Source organism: Candidatus Bandiella numerosa (assembly GCF_029981845.1).
GTDB classification, from domain to species: Bacteria; Pseudomonadota; Alphaproteobacteria; order Rickettsiales; family Midichloriaceae; genus Aquirickettsia; species Aquirickettsia numerosa.
On record NZ_CP104164.1, the window covers coordinates 764,579 to 782,459 of the forward strand.

A 17,881-nucleotide genomic window follows, 5' to 3' on the forward strand; every position below is an offset into this window, starting at 1 on the left:
AAAGATATCACAAGATAATCTTTATTCTACACATTCATACACTTATTTATCTCTGTCTAACAAAGTTATATTCTAACTCATAAGATCAACTTGACTGTTAACTAAGGTATAATAAAATCCTTTTTTATCCATCAATTCTTGATGCGTTCCTTGTTCTATTAATCTGCCTTTATCTAAAACTAATATTCTGTCAGAATTAATAACTGTTGATAATCTATGAGCTACAGTAATGGTTATTTTACCTTTTGAGATATTATGTATTGCCTCTTGAATAAGTTTTTCATTCTTGTAGTCAAGGGCTGATGTTGCTTCATCTAATAGCAAAATTGCAGGATTTTTCAAGATTGCTCTTGCAAGAGCAACTCGTTGTTTTTGACCACCAGAAAGTCTTACTCCTTTTTGACCAATAAATGTGTTATATCCTTTGGATAGATTATTTGCAAATTCATCGACTGCTGCCAATTTTGCAGCTTGAATTACTTGATTATAGCTTGAGTTAAAATTTCCAAATAGTATATTTTCATAAATTGTTGATGAAAAAATCACAGGATCTTGTGGAATATAAGCTATCTTATCCCTTAAGCTGTTTATATTTATGTTTTTAATTGAATATTCATTGAATAAAATATCTCCTGAATTTATATCATAAAATCTGCTGATCAACTCAAGGATGCTTGATTTTCCTGCTCCAGATTTACCAACTATTGCAACTTTTTCATTTTTATTAATTTTAAAATTTAAGTTATCCAATACTAAAGCGTTCTTTTTAGAGGGATAAGAAAAATTTACATCTTTTAAATAAAGTGATTGTATTATTTCCTTATCAATATTTATCGTATTTACTGAATTTCTAATTTCAGAACGTAAATTTAAAAATTCAGCCGCTCGTTCACAAGCGGTAGCAGATCTCATAATTTCACCAAAAGTTTCAGAGAGACCACCAATAGAGCCAGCACATATAACAGCGAGAAAGATGAAAGATGATAATTCTCCTATAGTCATTTTACCACTAACTACGTCGTAACCTCCATACCATAAAATTAAGCCTACTCCACAAAACACAAGAAAAATTACTACAAAAATCAATGCTGATTTAGATTTAGCTAGATTCATTGATGTTTGTAGAGTCAATTTTAAAAAAGATTCATATCTTTTTTTTGCATGTTCTTCAGCAGAATATGATTGAATTGTTTTAATTGAATTAATAGATTCTTCCGATAAGGATGTAAGTATTCCCTGTTGTTCTTGGCTTTTTCTAGATAATTTTTTGATTTTTTTCCCAAAGATTATTATTGGGATTATGATTATAGGAATTAAAATTGCTATGAAGAGAGTTAACTTTGAACTCATTGTTATTAACATTGCAAGTCCACCTAAAAACATAATTAAATTTCTCAGTGCAACCGAGATATTGCTACCAATCAAATTTTGAATTATTTGAGTATCATTTTGAATTTGAGATATTAAGCTACCTGGTTTTTCTGTTTCAAAAAAACTTGGTGATAGAGTAAGTAAGTGATTAAATAGATCTTTTTTAATATTAAGAACTATATATTCCCCAATGGAAGTTGTAAAATAGTATCTCATGGCTGTGCCAATTGCTAAAATTAATATCAATAAATTTTGATATAAAAAAAATTCCAAAAAATCAGGGTTCATTGAATGAGAAAAAAAGTGATCTATTATGTAGCTTAAGTACTTACTAAAAATTAAAACAGAGGAGGAGGTAACAATTAATGCTAAAAACATAATGATCAACTTTATCTTTTGCTGTTTTAAATATGGTTTTAGAAATTTTAAGCTTGAAATTGATTGCATATTCACTTAATTAAGTTCTATGTTAGTAAAAATATATTATTAATTAAATTATTAAAGTAAATAATCATCGTTTGTGTATAAAGTTATGTTTTTATTCGATATAAAGAAGGCAATTGCTAAATTAGCTTTTACTTTTTTTCTACTTTTTAATATTTCTGCACTTGCTAACCAGTGCAATAATAATTTAATAGCAGACGTAGTTGAGAAATTAAGTCCTGCAGTTGTCAACATATCTACAACTCAATTAGTAGACAATGGTAATGCAAATTTGTCTTTTCCCGAAATGCCAGAAGAGTTTTTTAAATTTTTTGAGGAATTTAATAAAAGTCCATTTCCAAATAAGCCATCGAAGATTATTTCACTTGGGTCTGGGTTTTTGATTGATGACAAAGGTCATGTTGTTACAAATAATCATGTCATTGATAATGCACAAGAAATAAATATAACGATTGGAGCTAATGAGAAGAAAATTTATAAAGCTAAAGTTATTGGGCGAGATAAAAAGACAGATTTAGCAGTGCTGAAAATTGATGCAAATAGCTCAATTCCTTATGTCAAATTTGGTGATTCCGATAAAGTGAGAGTTGGAGAATCTGTTATTGCTATCGGCAATGCATTTGGATTTGGAGGAACTGTAACCGCTGGAATAGTGTCAGCTAAGGGAAGAGATTTAGGAGGTCAGTTTTATGAGGAATTTATTCAAACAGATGCGTCAATTAATAGAGGCAACTCAGGTGGACCAATGTTCAGTATGGATGGAGAGGTGATAGGGGTGAATAGCGCAATTGTTTCACCAAGTGGAGGAAATGTCGGAATTGGTTTCGCAATACCATCCAATACTGCAAAATCAATAATAAACAAATTGTTAAAGGATGGAAAAATTGAGCGTCCTTGGCTTGGAATCACGTTTCAGCCTTTGACAGAAGATATGGTCAAAGGATTTAATTTGGATAGTGCTAATGGAGCAATTGTGTCTAACATAATGAAAGACAGTCCTGCTGAAAAAGCTGGTATTAATATTGGTGATATAATAGTAAAATTTAACGGTAAAGTTCTTAATAACATTAATAAATTTCCTAGGATTGTAGCAGATTCTCCATTAAATACCAAAATACCAGTTGAAATTATTCGGAGAGGTAAAAAAATTAATACAAATGTAGTATTGGAAATCCCTAAAAATGATCCGTTTAATCAGGATGGAGAAGAGGTTGCAGTGGAAACAACTTATCATGGAATTGGTGTGGTGAATCTTAATAAAGAAGCGCGAAATAGTTATTCAATAGACGATGACATTAATGGAGTTTTGGTGACAAAAGTTGACAAAAATTGCGACGCTCATAGAAAAGGACTAAAAGTCGGTGATGTTATAAGTAGTATTAATCAGGATGAAGTTACTTCTGCTAAACAGTTTAGGACATTGTTGACAAATATCAAATTAAAAGCGAAAAATGAAGATGCAAAAGCTGTGGTTTTAGTTTCAAGAAAAAATAGTAACTTCTACATTACGATTGAATTAAGTTAATATATTGAATTTAAGATTTACTGGTCTTTTAAAAACATGAATTCCTATAATAGGGTTGCTTTTACTGAATTAAAGCGTATAATTCCATTGTATTTACTGATTATAAATTAAATAGTTTTAATGACTCAAGATAAGCCAGAGCAAAATAGTCCAATTAAAAAAACTTTAGGATTAAGTACTAAAAAATTAAGCCTAAAGCTGCCTAGTAAAAGCATACCTTCTGGTAATTTTATAAACAAGAAAAAGGGGACGGTTGTTGTTGTAACCAAAACAAAATCATCAAAAAACTTTAAAGGAGACGTGGTAGGTGATTTAACATCTGATGAAAGACAAAACAGGCTAAAAGCTTTTTTAGATGCAGAAAAAACAAAAATTTTGGATACAAATAATAATTTAAGTGATGTAGTAAAAGAATCGGAAAATCTAACAATAAATGATTTAGAAAAAAATGAACCTCAAAATATAAATAATGATAATGAGATAAAAAATCTGGATCATATCGGAAGGACAAAAAAGGAAAATAATGTTTTGCCAGAAATTAATGTTGAAGCACCTATAATTGATAAGCCACGACCTAAAGATACTATAGATATTAAGAGTAAATCAAATAAATTAGTGGATGAGCTTGATGAACTTGAGGACAAAAAAAGTGTTAAAAAGAAGAAGATAATACTTGATAAAAAAGAACTGAAGAAAATCTCTTTGACAAAGATATATGATTTAGAAAAAGAAGACGATGTTATAGAAACAAAAGTTACAACAATTAAAGTTAGTTCTAAGAATAGAAACAAGGATTCTAGAGGAAAGAAACAAGATAAAATATATAGAGAAGTAAGAATTCCAGAGCAAATTTCTGTTCAGGAATTAGCTAACAGGATGACAGAAAAAGCTTCTTATGTGATTAAAACCCTAATGAACTTAGGAGTTATGGCAACAATTAATCAAGTGATTGATGCAGACACTGCTGAATTGGTTGTGCAAGAACTAGGTCATACCCCTATAAGAGTTTCTGAGTATGAAATTGAAAGATCGCTTTTAAATCAAGTTGATGATTCTCCAGATTCATTAATGCCAAGGGCTCCAATTGTAACAATAATGGGCCATGTAGATCATGGTAAAACATCATTGCTTGACGTACTTCGACAAACAGATGTTGTGTCAGGAGAGCATGGAGGGATTACACAACATATAGGGGCATATAATGTTTCACTAGGAAATAATAATTCTATAACATTCATAGATACACCTGGTCACGCAGCGTTTACTGCCATGAGAATGAGAGGAGCAAAAATTACAGATATTGTAATCATAGTAGTAGCTGCAGACGATGGAATAAAGGAGCAAACAATAGAAGCTATTAATCATGCTAAAGCAGCTGATGTTCCAATTATAGTGGCAATTAACAAAATTGATAAAGCAGCAGCAAATGTTGAGAAAGTTAAGAATTCTCTATTTAACTATGAGTTAGTTCCTGAAGATATGGGAGGAGACACAATTGTAGTTGCTGTATCTGCAAAAGAAAAGAAAGGACTAAAAGAATTGGAAGATGCTATTCTAATTCAAGCTGAAGTTTTAGATTTAAAAGCTAATCCAAATAGAAGAGCGGAAGGTGTTGTAATTGAATCTAAATTAGATAAATCAAAAGGTGTATTGGCCACCTTATTAGTGCAAAAAGGTACATTGTATGTTGGTGATATTGCAATTATAAATGATGAATATTTTAAAATTAGAGCTCTAGTTAACGACAAGGGACAAAAAGTTGATAAAGCTATTCCTTCAACACCTATTGAGGTATTAGGATTGAGCAATGCTCCTGAGGCTGGAGAAAAATTTATAGTCGTTGAAAATGATAAAATTGCTAAAAAGATTGTTGAGCTTGCTGAATATAAAAAAGGGAATGTATTAAGTTCCACTAATAGTAAAGCTTCTTTTGATGACTTATTAAAAACTCAGATTGATAATTCAAAAACACTCAACCTCATTATCAAAGTGGATGTTCACGGTTCACTTGAAGCGATCAAAAATAGTTTGCAGAAATTAGCTAATGAAGAAGTTAAAATTAAAATTTCACATGCTATAGTAGGCGGTATAACAGAGTCTGATGTTTCTCTTGCTAAAGTTACAAATTCTATAATTTTAGGCTTTAATGTAAGAGCTGATGGCAAAACAGTAAAGAGTGCAAAAACCCTGGGTGTCATTATAAATTATTACTCTATAATTTATAATATAATTGACGATGTTAAAGCAATGGTAGGAGGGTTACTATCACCAATTAGGAGAGAAAATACTACTGGTTATGCTGAAATAAGGCAGGTAATTGCTCTAAGTAAGGTTGGTAAAGTTGCTGGATGCATGGTAACGGAGGGTGTTATTAGAAGAAAAGCAAATGCAAGACTTATTAGAAATAATATTGTTATTTATGACGGAAAATTAGGTGCTTTAAAGAGATTTAAAGATGATGTAAAAGAGGTTAAAGCTGGATTTGAATGTGGAATATCATTTGAAAAATTCTCTGATTTTAAAGAAAATGACAAGTTAGAGATTTACGAATTTGTTGAAGAAGAAAATAAAAAATATGATTAATAATTCGTTGTATCGCTACTCACTATATTCATTAATGGCATATTAATATTAATCAAATTTCAATCAATAACTGGTATTATGTATAACAGCTAAGTACATAGTTTATATTGCTAAGTTTAAATTTTTATGTATTCATAGTCTTAGTTAATCCAGAATTAAGTTAAAATGAAAAATAAGATTTCAGCGCCAATTGCAAAAAAAAGTGAAAAAGTTATTGAAAATTTTAACGATAAAAGAGTTGATTTTTATGATTGGCTGAGAGACAAGGATTACCCCAATGTGAAAAACAAGGAAATATTAAATTATCTCGAATCTGAGAATGACTATGCTAATCATGAATTATCTAAACATTCAGATTTAATTGATGAGATATATAGTGAAATTAAATCAAAAATCAAAGAAGATGATGAAACTGTACCAGTTAAAATTGGGAATTATTATTATTATTCATATATTAAAAAAGAAATGGATTATTGGATTCATTCAAGAAAATATAAATCATTACACAGCAATGAAGAAATAATTTTAGATGAAAATGAATTAGCTAAAGGGCATAGTTACTGCAAGGTCAAAGGCATAAAAATTAGTCCAAATCATCAATTCGTTTTATTTGCTGTTGATTATAAAGGGAATGAAGAGTACGAGATAAAAATAAAAAATATTGAGCAGGGCGCATTATTGAGTGATGCTATACCAAACACATTTGGAAAAGTTGTTTGGCATGAAAATAATGATGGATTTTTTTATATACCAACTGGAAAAAATTGGAGAGCTAAGAAAGTTTTATATCATAAATTAGGTAAAAACTATGATGAGGATAATTTGTTATATCAAGAAGAGGATATAACATTTAATGTAGGTATTATTAAAAGCAATAGCAAAAAATACTTAATAATTTCTTCTGGAAATAATGAAGAAAATGAATGCTATTACATAGATTTAACAACAGACGATCTCAGTCCTAAGCTTTTTCTTGAAAGAAAGGAAGGTCATAAATACTCAATCAATGATCATGAAAATAAGTTTTTTATACTCACAAATGATAAAGGCAAAAATTTTAGAATTGCTGAAGTTGAAAAAAATAATTTAATAAAAAATTGGAAAGATTTTATTGCTTATTCCAAGGCTCGTTATATCAGAAGTTTTGAGTTATACAAAAATCACATGGTTATTACCAGCTCAAGTAATAAAAATGGTTTGTTAGATATTGAAATTATAAATTTAAACGATAATTCATCTAAAAATTTAACTTTTCAAGATGAAAGTTATCAGGTTGATGTGGTATTCACTACTTATGATGCAGACTCCGTGAGGTATAATTATAGCTCATTGTCTACGCCATATACAGTGAAGGAGTACAATTTTAAAACTAATGTTGAGAAAATTTTAAAAATTGATGAGATACCTTCAGGATTTAACCCAAATGAATATAAAGTAGAAAGGTTATATGCTGACTCAAGAGATGGAGAAAAAATACCTGTTTCATTAATATACAAGAAAGATAAATTTATATTTGGTTCAAATAATCCACTATACTTATATGGATATGGCTCATACGGAATATCAATCCCATTATCATTTAGAAAGAGCATTTTTTCATTAATAGACAGAGGATTTACCTACGCCATTGCACATATTAGAGGTGGTGATGATTTAGGTTATGAATGGTATGAATCTGCAAAATTTTTAAATAAAAAAAGAACATTTTATGATTTTATTGATGTAGCTAAATTTTTAGTTGAAAAAAAATACGTAAAATATGCTAATATCACTATAGCAGGTGGTAGTGCAGGGGGGATGCTTGTTGGATTTTCAGTAAATGAAGAAGCTAATCTTTTTAGAACGGCTGTTGCCCATGTTCCTTTTGTTGATGTGCTTAACACGATGCTTGATGAAGCTCTACCTCTAACTCCTGGTGAATATAAAGAATGGGGCAATCCTAAGAATGAGGATTATTATTTTTATATAAAAAGCTATTCTCCGTATGATAATGTCATGAAACAAAATTACCCCAATTTCTATATTACAGCTGGATTGACTGATCCAAGAGTAACATATTGGGAACCTGCAAAGTGGGTAGCAAAACTGCGAGAATATAAAACTGATAATAATAAAATTTTATTCAAAACTAACATGAATGCAGGGCATGCAGGAAAAACTGGTAGATATACTTATTTAAAAGAAATTGCAGAAGAATATGCTTTCGTGATTCAAAATGGAATAAAATAATTATTTTTCTATTTGATTTAAGTTCAACATATACTATGCTTACAATTCTATATTGATCAGAACACATAACTGATAAACATAAATGTAGGTATTAGGACATGAAAAGAATAAATAAGTTTGGAAAAGATTTACTACTTGATCCTTTTTTAAATAAATCTACAGCATTTACTGACTTAGAGAGAGAGGAATTTGGACTAACAGGCTTGTTACCAGAAACTGTTGAGCCTATTGAATTGCAATTAAAACGCGTTTTTATTCAGCTAGGTCATAAGTTAAACAACATAGATAGATACATATACTTGATGAACTTGCTTGATCATAATGAAACGTTATTTTATAAGACATTAATGTCAAATCCAGCCTATTTTTTACCGATAATTTACGCACCAACAATTGGTGAAGCATGTTTAAAATTTGACCATATATACCGCCAACCTAGAGGGATGTACATATCATTTAAACATAAGGGGCAAATAAGCAAAATATTAGAAAATTGGCCAGAAAAGGATGTACGTATCATTTGTGTGACAAACGGCGGACGTATTCTTGGTCTTGGCGATTTAGGTGCTAATGGTATGGGTATTCCTATAGGAAAATTGCAACTTTACACAGCTGCAGCAGGAGTTCCACCTCAATATTTATTACCAGTTTGCATAGATGTGGGTACTGATAACGAAGGACTTTTACAAGACCCATTTTATATAGGTTTAAGGCAGCCTAGAATAAAAAATGAAGAGCTTTATGAATTTGCTGATGAATTTGTTGAAGCAGTCCAAAAAGTATTTCCAAACTGCTGTATTCACTTTGAGGATTGGGGTGGTGCAGACGCAGTGCTGTTACTTGAACGTTATAGAAATAAAATTAGTTGTTATAACGACGATATTCAGGGAACTGCCAGCGTATTTCTTGCTGGAATGTTAAATGCTTGTAAAATTAAGGGTAATTCATTAAAAGATGAGCGGTATTTATTTTTGGGTGCCGGTTCAGCAGCTATTGGACTAAGTAATTTTATTTGCTCTACTTTAGTAAAGGATTATTGCATACCGATTGATGAGGCCAGACAAAGTATTAATATGTTTGATAACAAAGGTCTACTGGAAGAATCACGAACAGATTTGTTTGATTTTCAAAGACAGTACGCCCATTCAAATGAGCCAATGGTTCGAGGTGATTTTGCAAAAGCCATAAAAAAATTTAAACCTACTGTTTTAGTTGGGCTTAGTACTGTGGGTGCAGCTTTTACTAAAGAAATAATAGAAGCAATATCTGAAATAAACGAGCGACCAATTATCTTAGCATTATCCAATCCAACAGAGCACGCTGAATGCACAGCAGAACAAGCATATTATTGGAGTAAAGGTAAAGCGATTTATGCTGCTGGAGTTCCATTTAATTCAGTGCAATATAAAGGGAGTACTTTTTCACCAGGGCAAGCAAATAATTTTTATATTTTCCCAGCAATAGGTATGGCAATTTATGCCACTAAGGCTCTTCGAGTTACAGATGAAATGTTTGTCGAAGCAGCAAAGGCACTTGCAGAGCAAGTAACACCATCACAATTGCAACAAGGAGCACTTTATCCATTACAATCCGATATATTGGAAATAGAAACAAAAATTGCAATAAAGATTGTAAAACTCATTTTTGCCTCTAATCTAGCAAGAGTCAAAGAACCTAGCTCATATGAAGATTTTATAAAAGATTTGGTATATAAACCGAAATACACTGCATATACTCAGTGATTGAGGTTAGCATCCATACAGCATGAGGATGCCACTTCTTACTAAGTTCAGTATAAAGTAAAATACTGTGCTAAAAAAGATGATGTATCTATATAACCAAGTTGTGGCATTTCTCTCTATGCCAGGAATTACATTTTTCTATATTAACCAGAGCTGGATTAATAAATTATCAACTAAGATCAGACAAATCCGTTATTGATAAAAATGTATTTATTATTCCTTAAATCCAACTCGGGTTATTTTTAGATAAATTTAATGTTGGAAAACGCCCATAAATAATCGTTCGATAATTCTGATAATATTATTCCGTATTCTTTTTTGCTCTTTAAAGTTAATTGAAATATAAAATTTATTAAATTTTTGCTATTTTTTTGCTGTTTAATTTGTGCAATAAAATTATTATTTAGTACTATATTCACCGTTTTTAAGTACTGTAAAACGATCTTTAGGTAAATTATTGTTTTTTAACGAAAGGTACAAATCATTGATTGGGTCATCATAATTTTCAAAGGAAAGTATGAAGGTTCCATAATGGATTGGTATATTACTACTGCTCCCTAATATTATGCTGGCTTTTACTGCTTCATCAGGATTCATATGTACATATCTAAAGCTATCAGGTTTATATGCACCAATTGGTAATAAGGAAACATCAATTTTGCCAATTTTTTTTCTTATTTGCGAAAATTGCTCTGAATCATAACCTGTGTCTCCTGCAAAATATATAGTCCTACTACTCGACTTTATGGTAAAAGCACCCCATAAAGTAGTATTTTTATCATCAAAAAATCTGGAGGAAAAATGCTGTGCTGGTACAAAAGAAATTTCTAACACATTATCTTTTGGTGCAACATTACCTTTATGATGAAAATTTTCCCACCAATCTAGCTCTATAATCTTTTCTTTCTTAACTCCAATTTGTAATAAAGTTCCTCCAACTCCTAGACCAACAATAAAAACTGGGTCATGGTTTTTAATTAGCATTTTAATTGTATAAGAATCTAGATGGTCATAATGATTATGGCTTATTAATACCACATCAATTTCTGGTAAATCTTCAAATTTTATACCAGCTGTAGCTCTCCTTATAGGTCCTAAAAATTTTACAGGACTTGCATAATCAGACCATATAGGATCGGTTAAAATATTATAATTTGAAGTTTTTATTAATGTGGTTGCATGATTTACAAAAAATATTACCTCATCGTTCACATCTAAAATTTTTGATGGGTGTATTTGTTTTACCTCTATTTTATTTGGCCAATCAGCACCTCTTCCGAGCAATTTATTTTTTAGATAATTTAGTACTACTTTGTCATTTGTTTTGGTGTCATTTTTCTTTAAATTATAAAAATTTTCTCCATTAAAATGATCTGTTACAGATCCCTTATAATAACTTCTATGAGAATTTTCCTTGGCTAAAAAGAAAATTGCAAGTACAAGCAAAATAAAAAAGAAAAAAAATAGCATAGTTGCTTTGTAGATTATGCTCTTCATTGATAAATAAATTATTTTTGATAGGCTTCTAATTTTTCTATTATAGTACATACTAAATGATGTGCTTCCAAATCACTTTCAATTTTTATATTAGCTTGCTTAAACACTGGCTCTCTTTCCTTCATCATCTTTTCTAATAATTCCTTTTTATTATCTGACGCAATAAGCTCTGGTCTAGTGTTTCTCCTTGAAACACGCTCATGTATGGTGTCTAAATCTGAATCTAGCCAGATAGATATAGTATTGTCTATGATAAAATTTCGGATGTTTTCATTCATAAAACTACTACCACCAGTAGAAAGTACTACGACGCCATATCCTATTATTTCCTTTATTACTTCCTCTTCTTTTTGCTGAAAATATCTTTCGCCCATAAAATCATGTATATCCACAATACTTAAAGCTTCTCTTTCTTCCAAAATTTTATCGCTATCATAAAATTGGAGATTCAATTTTCTAGCTAATTTCTTTCCGACAGTACTCTTTCCACTTCCCATCATACCGATTAGAACTACTGGCTTTGTTAATGTTTTCTTTATCACAAAATTCTATGAAATAATTATTAAATTAAAATTGATATGCTATAGTAATAGTAATAGTTTTGAATATTTTCAAGCATTATTATTTTGTGAAGCCTTGTTTACGTTATATAATAATACTTTTTTGGTAAAGGATGAACATTAATAAATTAAATTATAGGAAATTAATCAAGATTAATGGCGCAGATTCTGCTAAATTTCTTCAGAATATTCTATCTAATGACATTTATAAGATTCATGAAAAAAGCTTGCAGTACAGTCTATTGTTGACTCCTCAAGGAAAAATATTATATGATTTTTTTATTTTTAAGTTATCACAAGATTTTTATCTGGACTGTAGCGCAACTTTTTTGGAGGATATAAAAAATAAACTTCAAATGTATAAATTACATTCAGATGTTCAAATTGAAAATTCAGATATCAAGGTGTTTATATCCAATGAAGATTTAAATTCGCATTGCTACCTTGATCCAAGAAATTCGGCTCTAGGATATAGATTGTATGATTTTGGTCAATCTAAAGAATGTGTTACGACTACCGAAACAAATATATTTCAGATTTATGTTGATGATAGATTAAGATGTTTAGTGCCAGAATTTGGAGAAGATTTTATGCCAAGTGAATTTTTTCCACTTGATTTGGGAATGGATAAATTGAATTCCATTAGCTTTAACAAAGGGTGCTACGTTGGGCAGGAAGTAACAGCTAGAATGAATTACCGTGGAATAAGGAGGAAATATCTTGAATGTATTAACATAAATGATTACGAAATTAAGGAGAAGGATATCATTCAAAATGATAAAAAAGTTGGAACATTATTAAAAATATATGGTAATAACGCATTAGCACTATTGAGGGTGGCAGATTGATAATATATGTTGAATAAAAGTATGAATGATATAGTATTTCGCTAAAAATATATTTTAGTAACTAATGATAATACTTGGAATTGAAACTAGCTGTGATGAAACTGCAGTTGCAATTTTAAATTCTGATAATCATATTCTTTCAAACAAACTAATTTCACAAATTGATATTCACAAAAAATTTTGGGGTGTAGTTCCAGAAATAGCAGCAAGAAGTCATGTAGAATTTCTCCCTCATTTAGTGGAGGAGGCATTTGAAGAAGCTAAAATTAGTATAAAAGATATAGACGCAATCGCTACAACTGGAGGACCAGGTTTAATTGGTGGTGTTATGGTAGGAGTAATGTATGGCAAAACTCTTGCTTCATGTATGAATAAAAAGTTTATAGCTGTAAATCACCTAGAAGGACATGCATTAGTACCAAAAATGACAGAAAATATTGAATATCCATATTTGTTACTTTTAGTGTCAGGAGGGCATTGTCAGATAGTTATAATTGAGGAGCTTGGAAAGTATTCCATAATTAGTAGAACTATTGATGACGCAGCTGGAGAAGCGTTTGATAAGGTTGCAAAATTATTGAATATTGGTTATCCAGGCGGACCGATAGTTGAACAATATGCAAAGAAAGGAAACGAAAGAGCCTTTGAATTTCCAAAACCTATGTTAAAGAAAGCGGAATATAATTTTTCCTTTTCAGGGCTTAAAACTGCTGTAAGAAATCAAATTCACAAATTAGGGGAAATATCTGAGGAAGATAAAGCTGATGTTTGTGCTTCTTTTCAATATACGGTTTCAAAAATTATAAATTATAAAATCCTACAGGCTCTAAAATTATTTGGCTCTAAATTTCCAAACTCAAAAAATATTGTTATTTCTGGTGGTGTTGCTGCCAATCAGTATTTAAGGAATAAATTAGGTGAAAATGTTAAAAATTTAGGCTATAAACTATTTTACCCACCAATTGATTTATGTACCGATAATGCAGTAATGATTGCCTATGCTGGAATGGAGAGGTTAAAAGCTGGATTTAGAAGTAATTTAGATTTTGAGCCAAAATCAAGATGGAATTTAGATGAAATTATATATTAAAAATGTCAAACTTAGATAACATAAGAAATTTTGCGATTATTGCTCACATTGATCACGGTAAGTCAACTCTTGCAGATAGGTTGATTGAAAAATGTGGTGATATACAAGAAAGAGAAATGTCTAGTCAAATTCTTGATTCAATGGATATTGAAAAGGAGAGGGGGATTACAATAAAAGCTCAAACCGTTAAATTAAGATATAAGTCAAAATCTGGAAAAGATTATATTCTAAATTTGATTGATACCCCAGGTCATGTTGATTTTAGTTATGAAGTTGACAGGTCACTTGCAGCATGTGAGGGTTCTATTTTGGTAATTGATGCATCTCAAGGAGTTGAAGCTCAAACTCTTGCTAACACATATAAAGCAATAGATAATAATCATGAAATTATATTAGTTTTAAATAAGATTGATTTGCCAGCATCTGATCCTGAGAGAATAAAGAGTCAAATTGAAGATGTAATCGGTCTTGATACAAGTAGTGCAATTGAAATATCTGCCAAAACTGGAAAAGGAATAGACGATGTTTTAGAAGCCATTGTAAATATCCTACCACCGCCAAAAGGTGAAATTCAATCTCCGCTTAAAGCAATGCTTGTTGATAGTTGGTATGATAAATACTTGGGTGTCGTTATACTTGTGAGGGTAATAGATGGAATCATTAAAAAAGGTATGACAATTAAAATGATGTCCACTGATGCTGAGCATATTATTGAAAGGGTAGGGGTATTTAATCCAAAAAAAATAATTGTTGATGAATTATGTGCTGGAGATGTTGGCTTTATCACAGGTAGTATTAGGCAAGTGTCAGATTGTAACGTTGGTGATACAATTATTGATGTAAAAAATCCCATACAGGATGCTTTACCAGGATTTAAGCCAAGTAAGCCTGTAATTTTTTGTGGCATTTATCCAACTGATGCAAGTAACTACCCAATATTGAGAGATAGTATTGCCAAACTGCAACTTAATGATTCTAGTTTGCAATATGAGCCCGATACATCAAAAGCACTAGGCTTTGGTTTTAGATGTGGATTTCTTGGTATGTTGCATTTGGAGATAATTCAAGAGAGATTAGAAAGGGAATATGACCTTGATCTTGTTACAACTGCTCCAAGTGTAATATATAAATTATACCTTCGTTCAGGAAAAATGATGGAGCTACATAACCCTGAAGATATGCCTGATCCTACCCATATTGAATATATGGAAGAACCGTGGGTAAAAGCAACAATACTAGTTCCAGATGAGTATTTAGGCATTATTATAACTCTGTGCACTGATAAAAGAGGAAAACAAGAGGAATTAACGTATGTGGGAAATAGGGTAATGCTTATATACACATTACCACTTAATGAAATAGTTTTTGATTTTTATGAAAAGTTAAAATCTTGCTCTAAAGGCTATGCCAGTTGTGATTGGGAATTAGACACATATCAAAGAGGTGATCTGGTTAAGGTGAATATATTAATCAATGGCTTGGTTGTGGATGCGTTAAGTTTGCTAATACACAAATCAAAAGCGGATACTAGAGGAAGAGAAATATGCGAACATTTAAAAGAATTAATACCTAGGCATTTGTTCGTAATTCCGATTCAGGCAGCAATTGGTGGAAAAATTATTGCAAGAGAAACAATAAGCGCCTTAAGAAAAGATGTTACTGCTAAATGTTACGGTGGGGATGTTACGAGAAAACGGAAATTACTAGAGAAGCAAAAGAAGGGAAAGAAGCGTATGAGATCAGTTGGTAATGTCAGTATACCACAAAGTGCGTTTATCTCAGTTCTAAAAGTAGGAAAATAATTTAACAATTTTTATTGATAATAACCTTGCGTGAAATGAACCCCTAAAACAAAAGTGAAAGTTAAGAAATTTTTATAAATATTCGCCAAAACTAAAGCAAGCTCATAGCTTTGCACTAAAACTCACGCATGTGTTCAATGCGCACGGAAGTAGAAAATCATCTATTGCTAAGATTAATAAATGGATATCAAAAATAGAGAAAAGAATATAACATGCTTTAACTAATTTATTGTGACCCCTAGGAAAATATAAAGCAGGGATAGTAAATTATTTTAAAAATAGAAAAAATAGTGATTTTGTTGAAGGATTAAACAACAAGATTAAAGTTGCTAAAAGAAGATGCAATTGCTTCTTTAAAGTTGAATCTCTATTCCAGAGATTATTCATAGATTTATGTGATTATAATGCTTTTAGAAGTGCCAACTAAAAAGTGAGAATAACTATTTATTTTACATTTTTTATATAAAAACACTTGAACAACTATAAGTAGAAATATATGCTTGATATAGTGTGTGAATGATAAAATTTTAAGCACATTGAAATTTTTATAATTTAGGAGAGAATATGACCGAAAATAATCAAAATAACGCCCCAGTTGCTGCGGATTTTATCCAATATGTAACGGAAGGGATTGTTGACTTTACATCTTATGTAGGAGATAAAGAAGACAATTCTAGTCAATTAAAAGTTACTTTTGTAACTTTACCGGATAGTAAGGTAGGTGATTTAATTGATAAAACTGACGGGAAAAATATAAAGACAAATTCGTTGTATCTGTTAGACAAAATAAAATATGTTGCGAAGACTGGTAAAAATGAGGAAGCAAGCTTTGATTACTATATTACAGATAGTGACAATTCAAAAAGTGATGAAAAAACTGTTACTATCAATCCAACATCTGACCAAAAGACGGACACAGGTAGTCAATTGATTGGTACAGAAAATAACGACATATTAATTGCAGATAGTTATAAAGGATACCATATTTGGGGTGCAGGAGGTAATGACATCTTGGTTGGTAATGCTGGGGAGAATATATTTGTGATAGATAATGGTGGTACAAAAATTAATAAAACTGTAACAACCATCGTGAACTTTGAAGTATCTGAAGATAAAATAGATTTATCTCAACTTACTTGTGTGCAAAGTATCAATGACATTAATATTGATTCTAAAAGCAATAATTCGCAAATTACATTTAAAAATACTGAATTTTATCCTCAAGAAATTCTAATAGAAAAAACAATACCCACAGGTATAGCAGAAAATTCTAAGGAAATATTTATTTTCAATAACAATCAAAACAAAATAGAGAATCAATGTGCCAATGGGTTTTTAAAAGATAATGGATTTTCAAAAGATAATGGGTTTTTAAAAGATATTGTTTCAAGTAAATATTCATGGCTTTCAGGTGGATATGTAGTAGGAATGCTTACTATGAAGCTAATTTCCTGTATTTGCAGTAGGCATGAAAAAGCTACAGATATGAATCTAAATATACCAAATTCAGATAGAAGTATTGCAACACAACTTAGTAATTTGAATAAGTCATACTATAGTGACCATGTGCCTATTGGGATCACCTTTCAGAATGGAGGGGAAATAGAATTAATAGGCCTGAAAGATTCAAATACTTATTTTAGATATGATGGAGTAATTTCGAAGACTTCATGGGTAGGTAAAAACGATGGGATATTATTTTATAACTACAACGATAATATAAAGTATGCTGATCATAAAAATATAGTTATGACAGAGTGGAGTGAAGATGCAAAAACAGATTTTGAAGTAGTGCTTGAAGTATTTGATACTAACAAGGATCAAATTTTCGATGATAAGGATGATAAATTTAATGATTTTTATATATGGCAAGATAAAAATAGTAATGGTAACGTGGAAGATGGGGAACTAAGATCATTGAAAGACCTTGGAATCAAAGCTTTTAATTTTAATGACTCTAAAATTGCTAGTGATGAGCAACAAGAGCAAGGGATATTAAATGTTGCTACAATTGAATGGAATGACGGTAAGGTTACTAATGCTTATGATTTGGTGTTTACTGCTGAACAAATAGTAATATAGTTTTATTACCTATCTAATTGGTGTTAGTTAAATGGTCTTTAAGCTAACACCAAATTTACCTTGTGTTTATTTTACACACTATAATTTAGCTTTGATTTTAGTATTTTT

The 17,881-nt window shown here is 30.5% G+C and carries 11 protein-coding genes and 1 pseudogene; 9 read left to right on the top strand and 3 right to left on the bottom strand.

The features are described from left to right. Positions 1–72 precede the first annotated feature (72 nt). Positions 73–1,749, bottom strand: coding sequence for an ABC transporter ATP-binding protein (locus tag N3Z17_RS03720; protein WP_282471399.1), 1,677 nt, complete (start codon positions 1,747–1,749; stop codon positions 73–75). Positions 1,750–1,903: 154 nt separating this feature from the next. On the opposite strand from N3Z17_RS03720, the gene N3Z17_RS03725 reads away from it, so the two are divergent. From N3Z17_RS03725 to N3Z17_RS03740, 4 genes are all read left to right on the top strand, one after another. Next, positions 1,904–3,340 carry a Do family serine endopeptidase gene (locus N3Z17_RS03725; protein WP_282471400.1) on the top strand — a complete coding sequence of 479 codons (1,437 nt, stop codon included), beginning with the start codon at positions 1,904–1,906 and terminating at the stop codon, positions 3,338–3,340. A gap of 120 nt (positions 3,341–3,460) precedes the next feature. Beyond that, entirely contained in the window at positions 3,461–5,923 is a 2,463-nt protein-coding gene (infB, locus tag N3Z17_RS03730) for a translation initiation factor IF-2 (RefSeq protein WP_282471401.1), read from the top strand. Between the two features lie 165 nt (positions 5,924–6,088). Next, positions 6,089–8,152, top strand: a complete 2,064-nt coding sequence (locus tag N3Z17_RS03735; RefSeq protein ID WP_282471402.1) for a S9 family peptidase — start codon at positions 6,089–6,091, stop codon at positions 8,150–8,152. Positions 8,153–8,250: 98 nt separating this feature from the next. Continuing rightward, complete coding sequence (locus tag N3Z17_RS03740) at positions 8,251–9,894, top strand: NAD-dependent malic enzyme (protein ID WP_282471403.1); 1,644 nt, start codon at positions 8,251–8,253, stop codon at positions 9,892–9,894. Positions 9,895–10,293: 399 nt separating this feature from the next. Here N3Z17_RS03740 and N3Z17_RS03745 read toward each other — a convergent pair whose 3' ends face one another. Both N3Z17_RS03745 and N3Z17_RS03750 read right to left on the bottom strand, forming a co-directional pair. Next, positions 10,294–11,442 (bottom strand): MBL fold metallo-hydrolase, encoded by a 1,149-nt coding sequence (locus N3Z17_RS03745; RefSeq protein WP_345799024.1) that lies wholly within the window; start codon positions 11,440–11,442, stop codon positions 10,294–10,296. Next, positions 11,403–11,933, bottom strand: coding sequence for a shikimate kinase (locus N3Z17_RS03750; RefSeq protein WP_282471405.1), 531 nt, complete (start codon positions 11,931–11,933; stop codon positions 11,403–11,405). Before N3Z17_RS03750 ends, N3Z17_RS03745 begins: the two co-directional genes overlap by 40 nt. Positions 11,934–12,064: 131 nt before the next feature. Between N3Z17_RS03750 and ygfZ the strand changes: the two genes are divergently transcribed. The 5 genes and pseudogenes from ygfZ to N3Z17_RS03770 all read left to right on the top strand — a co-directional run bounded on the left by ygfZ (position 12,065) and on the right by N3Z17_RS03770 (position 17,773). Continuing rightward, positions 12,065–12,799 (top strand): CAF17-like 4Fe-4S cluster assembly/insertion protein YgfZ, encoded by a 735-nt coding sequence (gene ygfZ / locus N3Z17_RS03755; RefSeq protein WP_282471406.1) that lies wholly within the window; start codon positions 12,065–12,067, stop codon positions 12,797–12,799. Positions 12,800–12,863: 64 nt separating this feature from the next. After that, on the top strand, positions 12,864–13,889 hold the full coding sequence (tsaD, locus tag N3Z17_RS03760; RefSeq protein WP_282471407.1) for a tRNA (adenosine(37)-N6)-threonylcarbamoyltransferase complex transferase subunit TsaD: 1,026 nt from the start codon (positions 12,864–12,866) through the stop codon (positions 13,887–13,889). 2 nt (positions 13,890–13,891) lie between these two features. Beyond that, complete coding sequence (gene lepA, locus N3Z17_RS03765; RefSeq protein WP_282471408.1) at positions 13,892–15,691, top strand: translation elongation factor 4; 1,800 nt, start codon at positions 13,892–13,894, stop codon at positions 15,689–15,691. 253 nt (positions 15,692–15,944) lie between these two features. Continuing rightward, a pseudogene (locus N3Z17_RS07625) lies at positions 15,945–16,118 on the top strand (transposase); the annotation flags it as partial. Between the two features lie 137 nt (positions 16,119–16,255). Further along, positions 16,256–17,773, top strand: coding sequence for a M10 family metallopeptidase C-terminal domain-containing protein (locus tag N3Z17_RS03770; protein WP_282471409.1), 1,518 nt, complete (start codon positions 16,256–16,258; stop codon positions 17,771–17,773). The last annotated feature ends 108 nt before the right edge of the window (positions 17,774–17,881 follow it).

Bases quoted from the DNA above. Each gene is read 5' to 3' on its own strand.
- N3Z17_RS03720 (WP_282471399.1), bottom strand. From the start codon at position 1,749: ATGTTTTTAGCATTAATTGTTACCTCCTCCTCTGTTTTAATTTTTAGT.
- N3Z17_RS03725 (WP_282471400.1), top strand. From the start codon at position 1,904: ATGTTTTTATTCGATATAAAGAAGGCAATTGCTAAATTAGCTTTTACT.
- infB (WP_282471401.1), top strand. From the start codon at position 3,461: ATGACTCAAGATAAGCCAGAGCAAAATAGTCCAATTAAAAAAACTTTA.
- N3Z17_RS03735 (WP_282471402.1), top strand. From the start codon at position 6,089: ATGAAAAATAAGATTTCAGCGCCAATTGCAAAAAAAAGTGAAAAAGTT.
- N3Z17_RS03740 (WP_282471403.1), top strand. From the start codon at position 8,251: ATGAAAAGAATAAATAAGTTTGGAAAAGATTTACTACTTGATCCTTTT.
- N3Z17_RS03745 (WP_345799024.1), bottom strand. From the start codon at position 11,442: ATGTACTATAATAGAAAAATTAGAAGCCTATCAAAAATAATTTATTTA.
- ygfZ (WP_282471406.1), top strand. From the start codon at position 12,065: ATGAACATTAATAAATTAAATTATAGGAAATTAATCAAGATTAATGGC.
- tsaD (WP_282471407.1), top strand. From the start codon at position 12,864: ATGATAATACTTGGAATTGAAACTAGCTGTGATGAAACTGCAGTTGCA.
- lepA (WP_282471408.1), top strand. From the start codon at position 13,892: ATGTCAAACTTAGATAACATAAGAAATTTTGCGATTATTGCTCACATT.
- N3Z17_RS03770 (WP_282471409.1), top strand. From the start codon at position 16,256: ATGACCGAAAATAATCAAAATAACGCCCCAGTTGCTGCGGATTTTATC.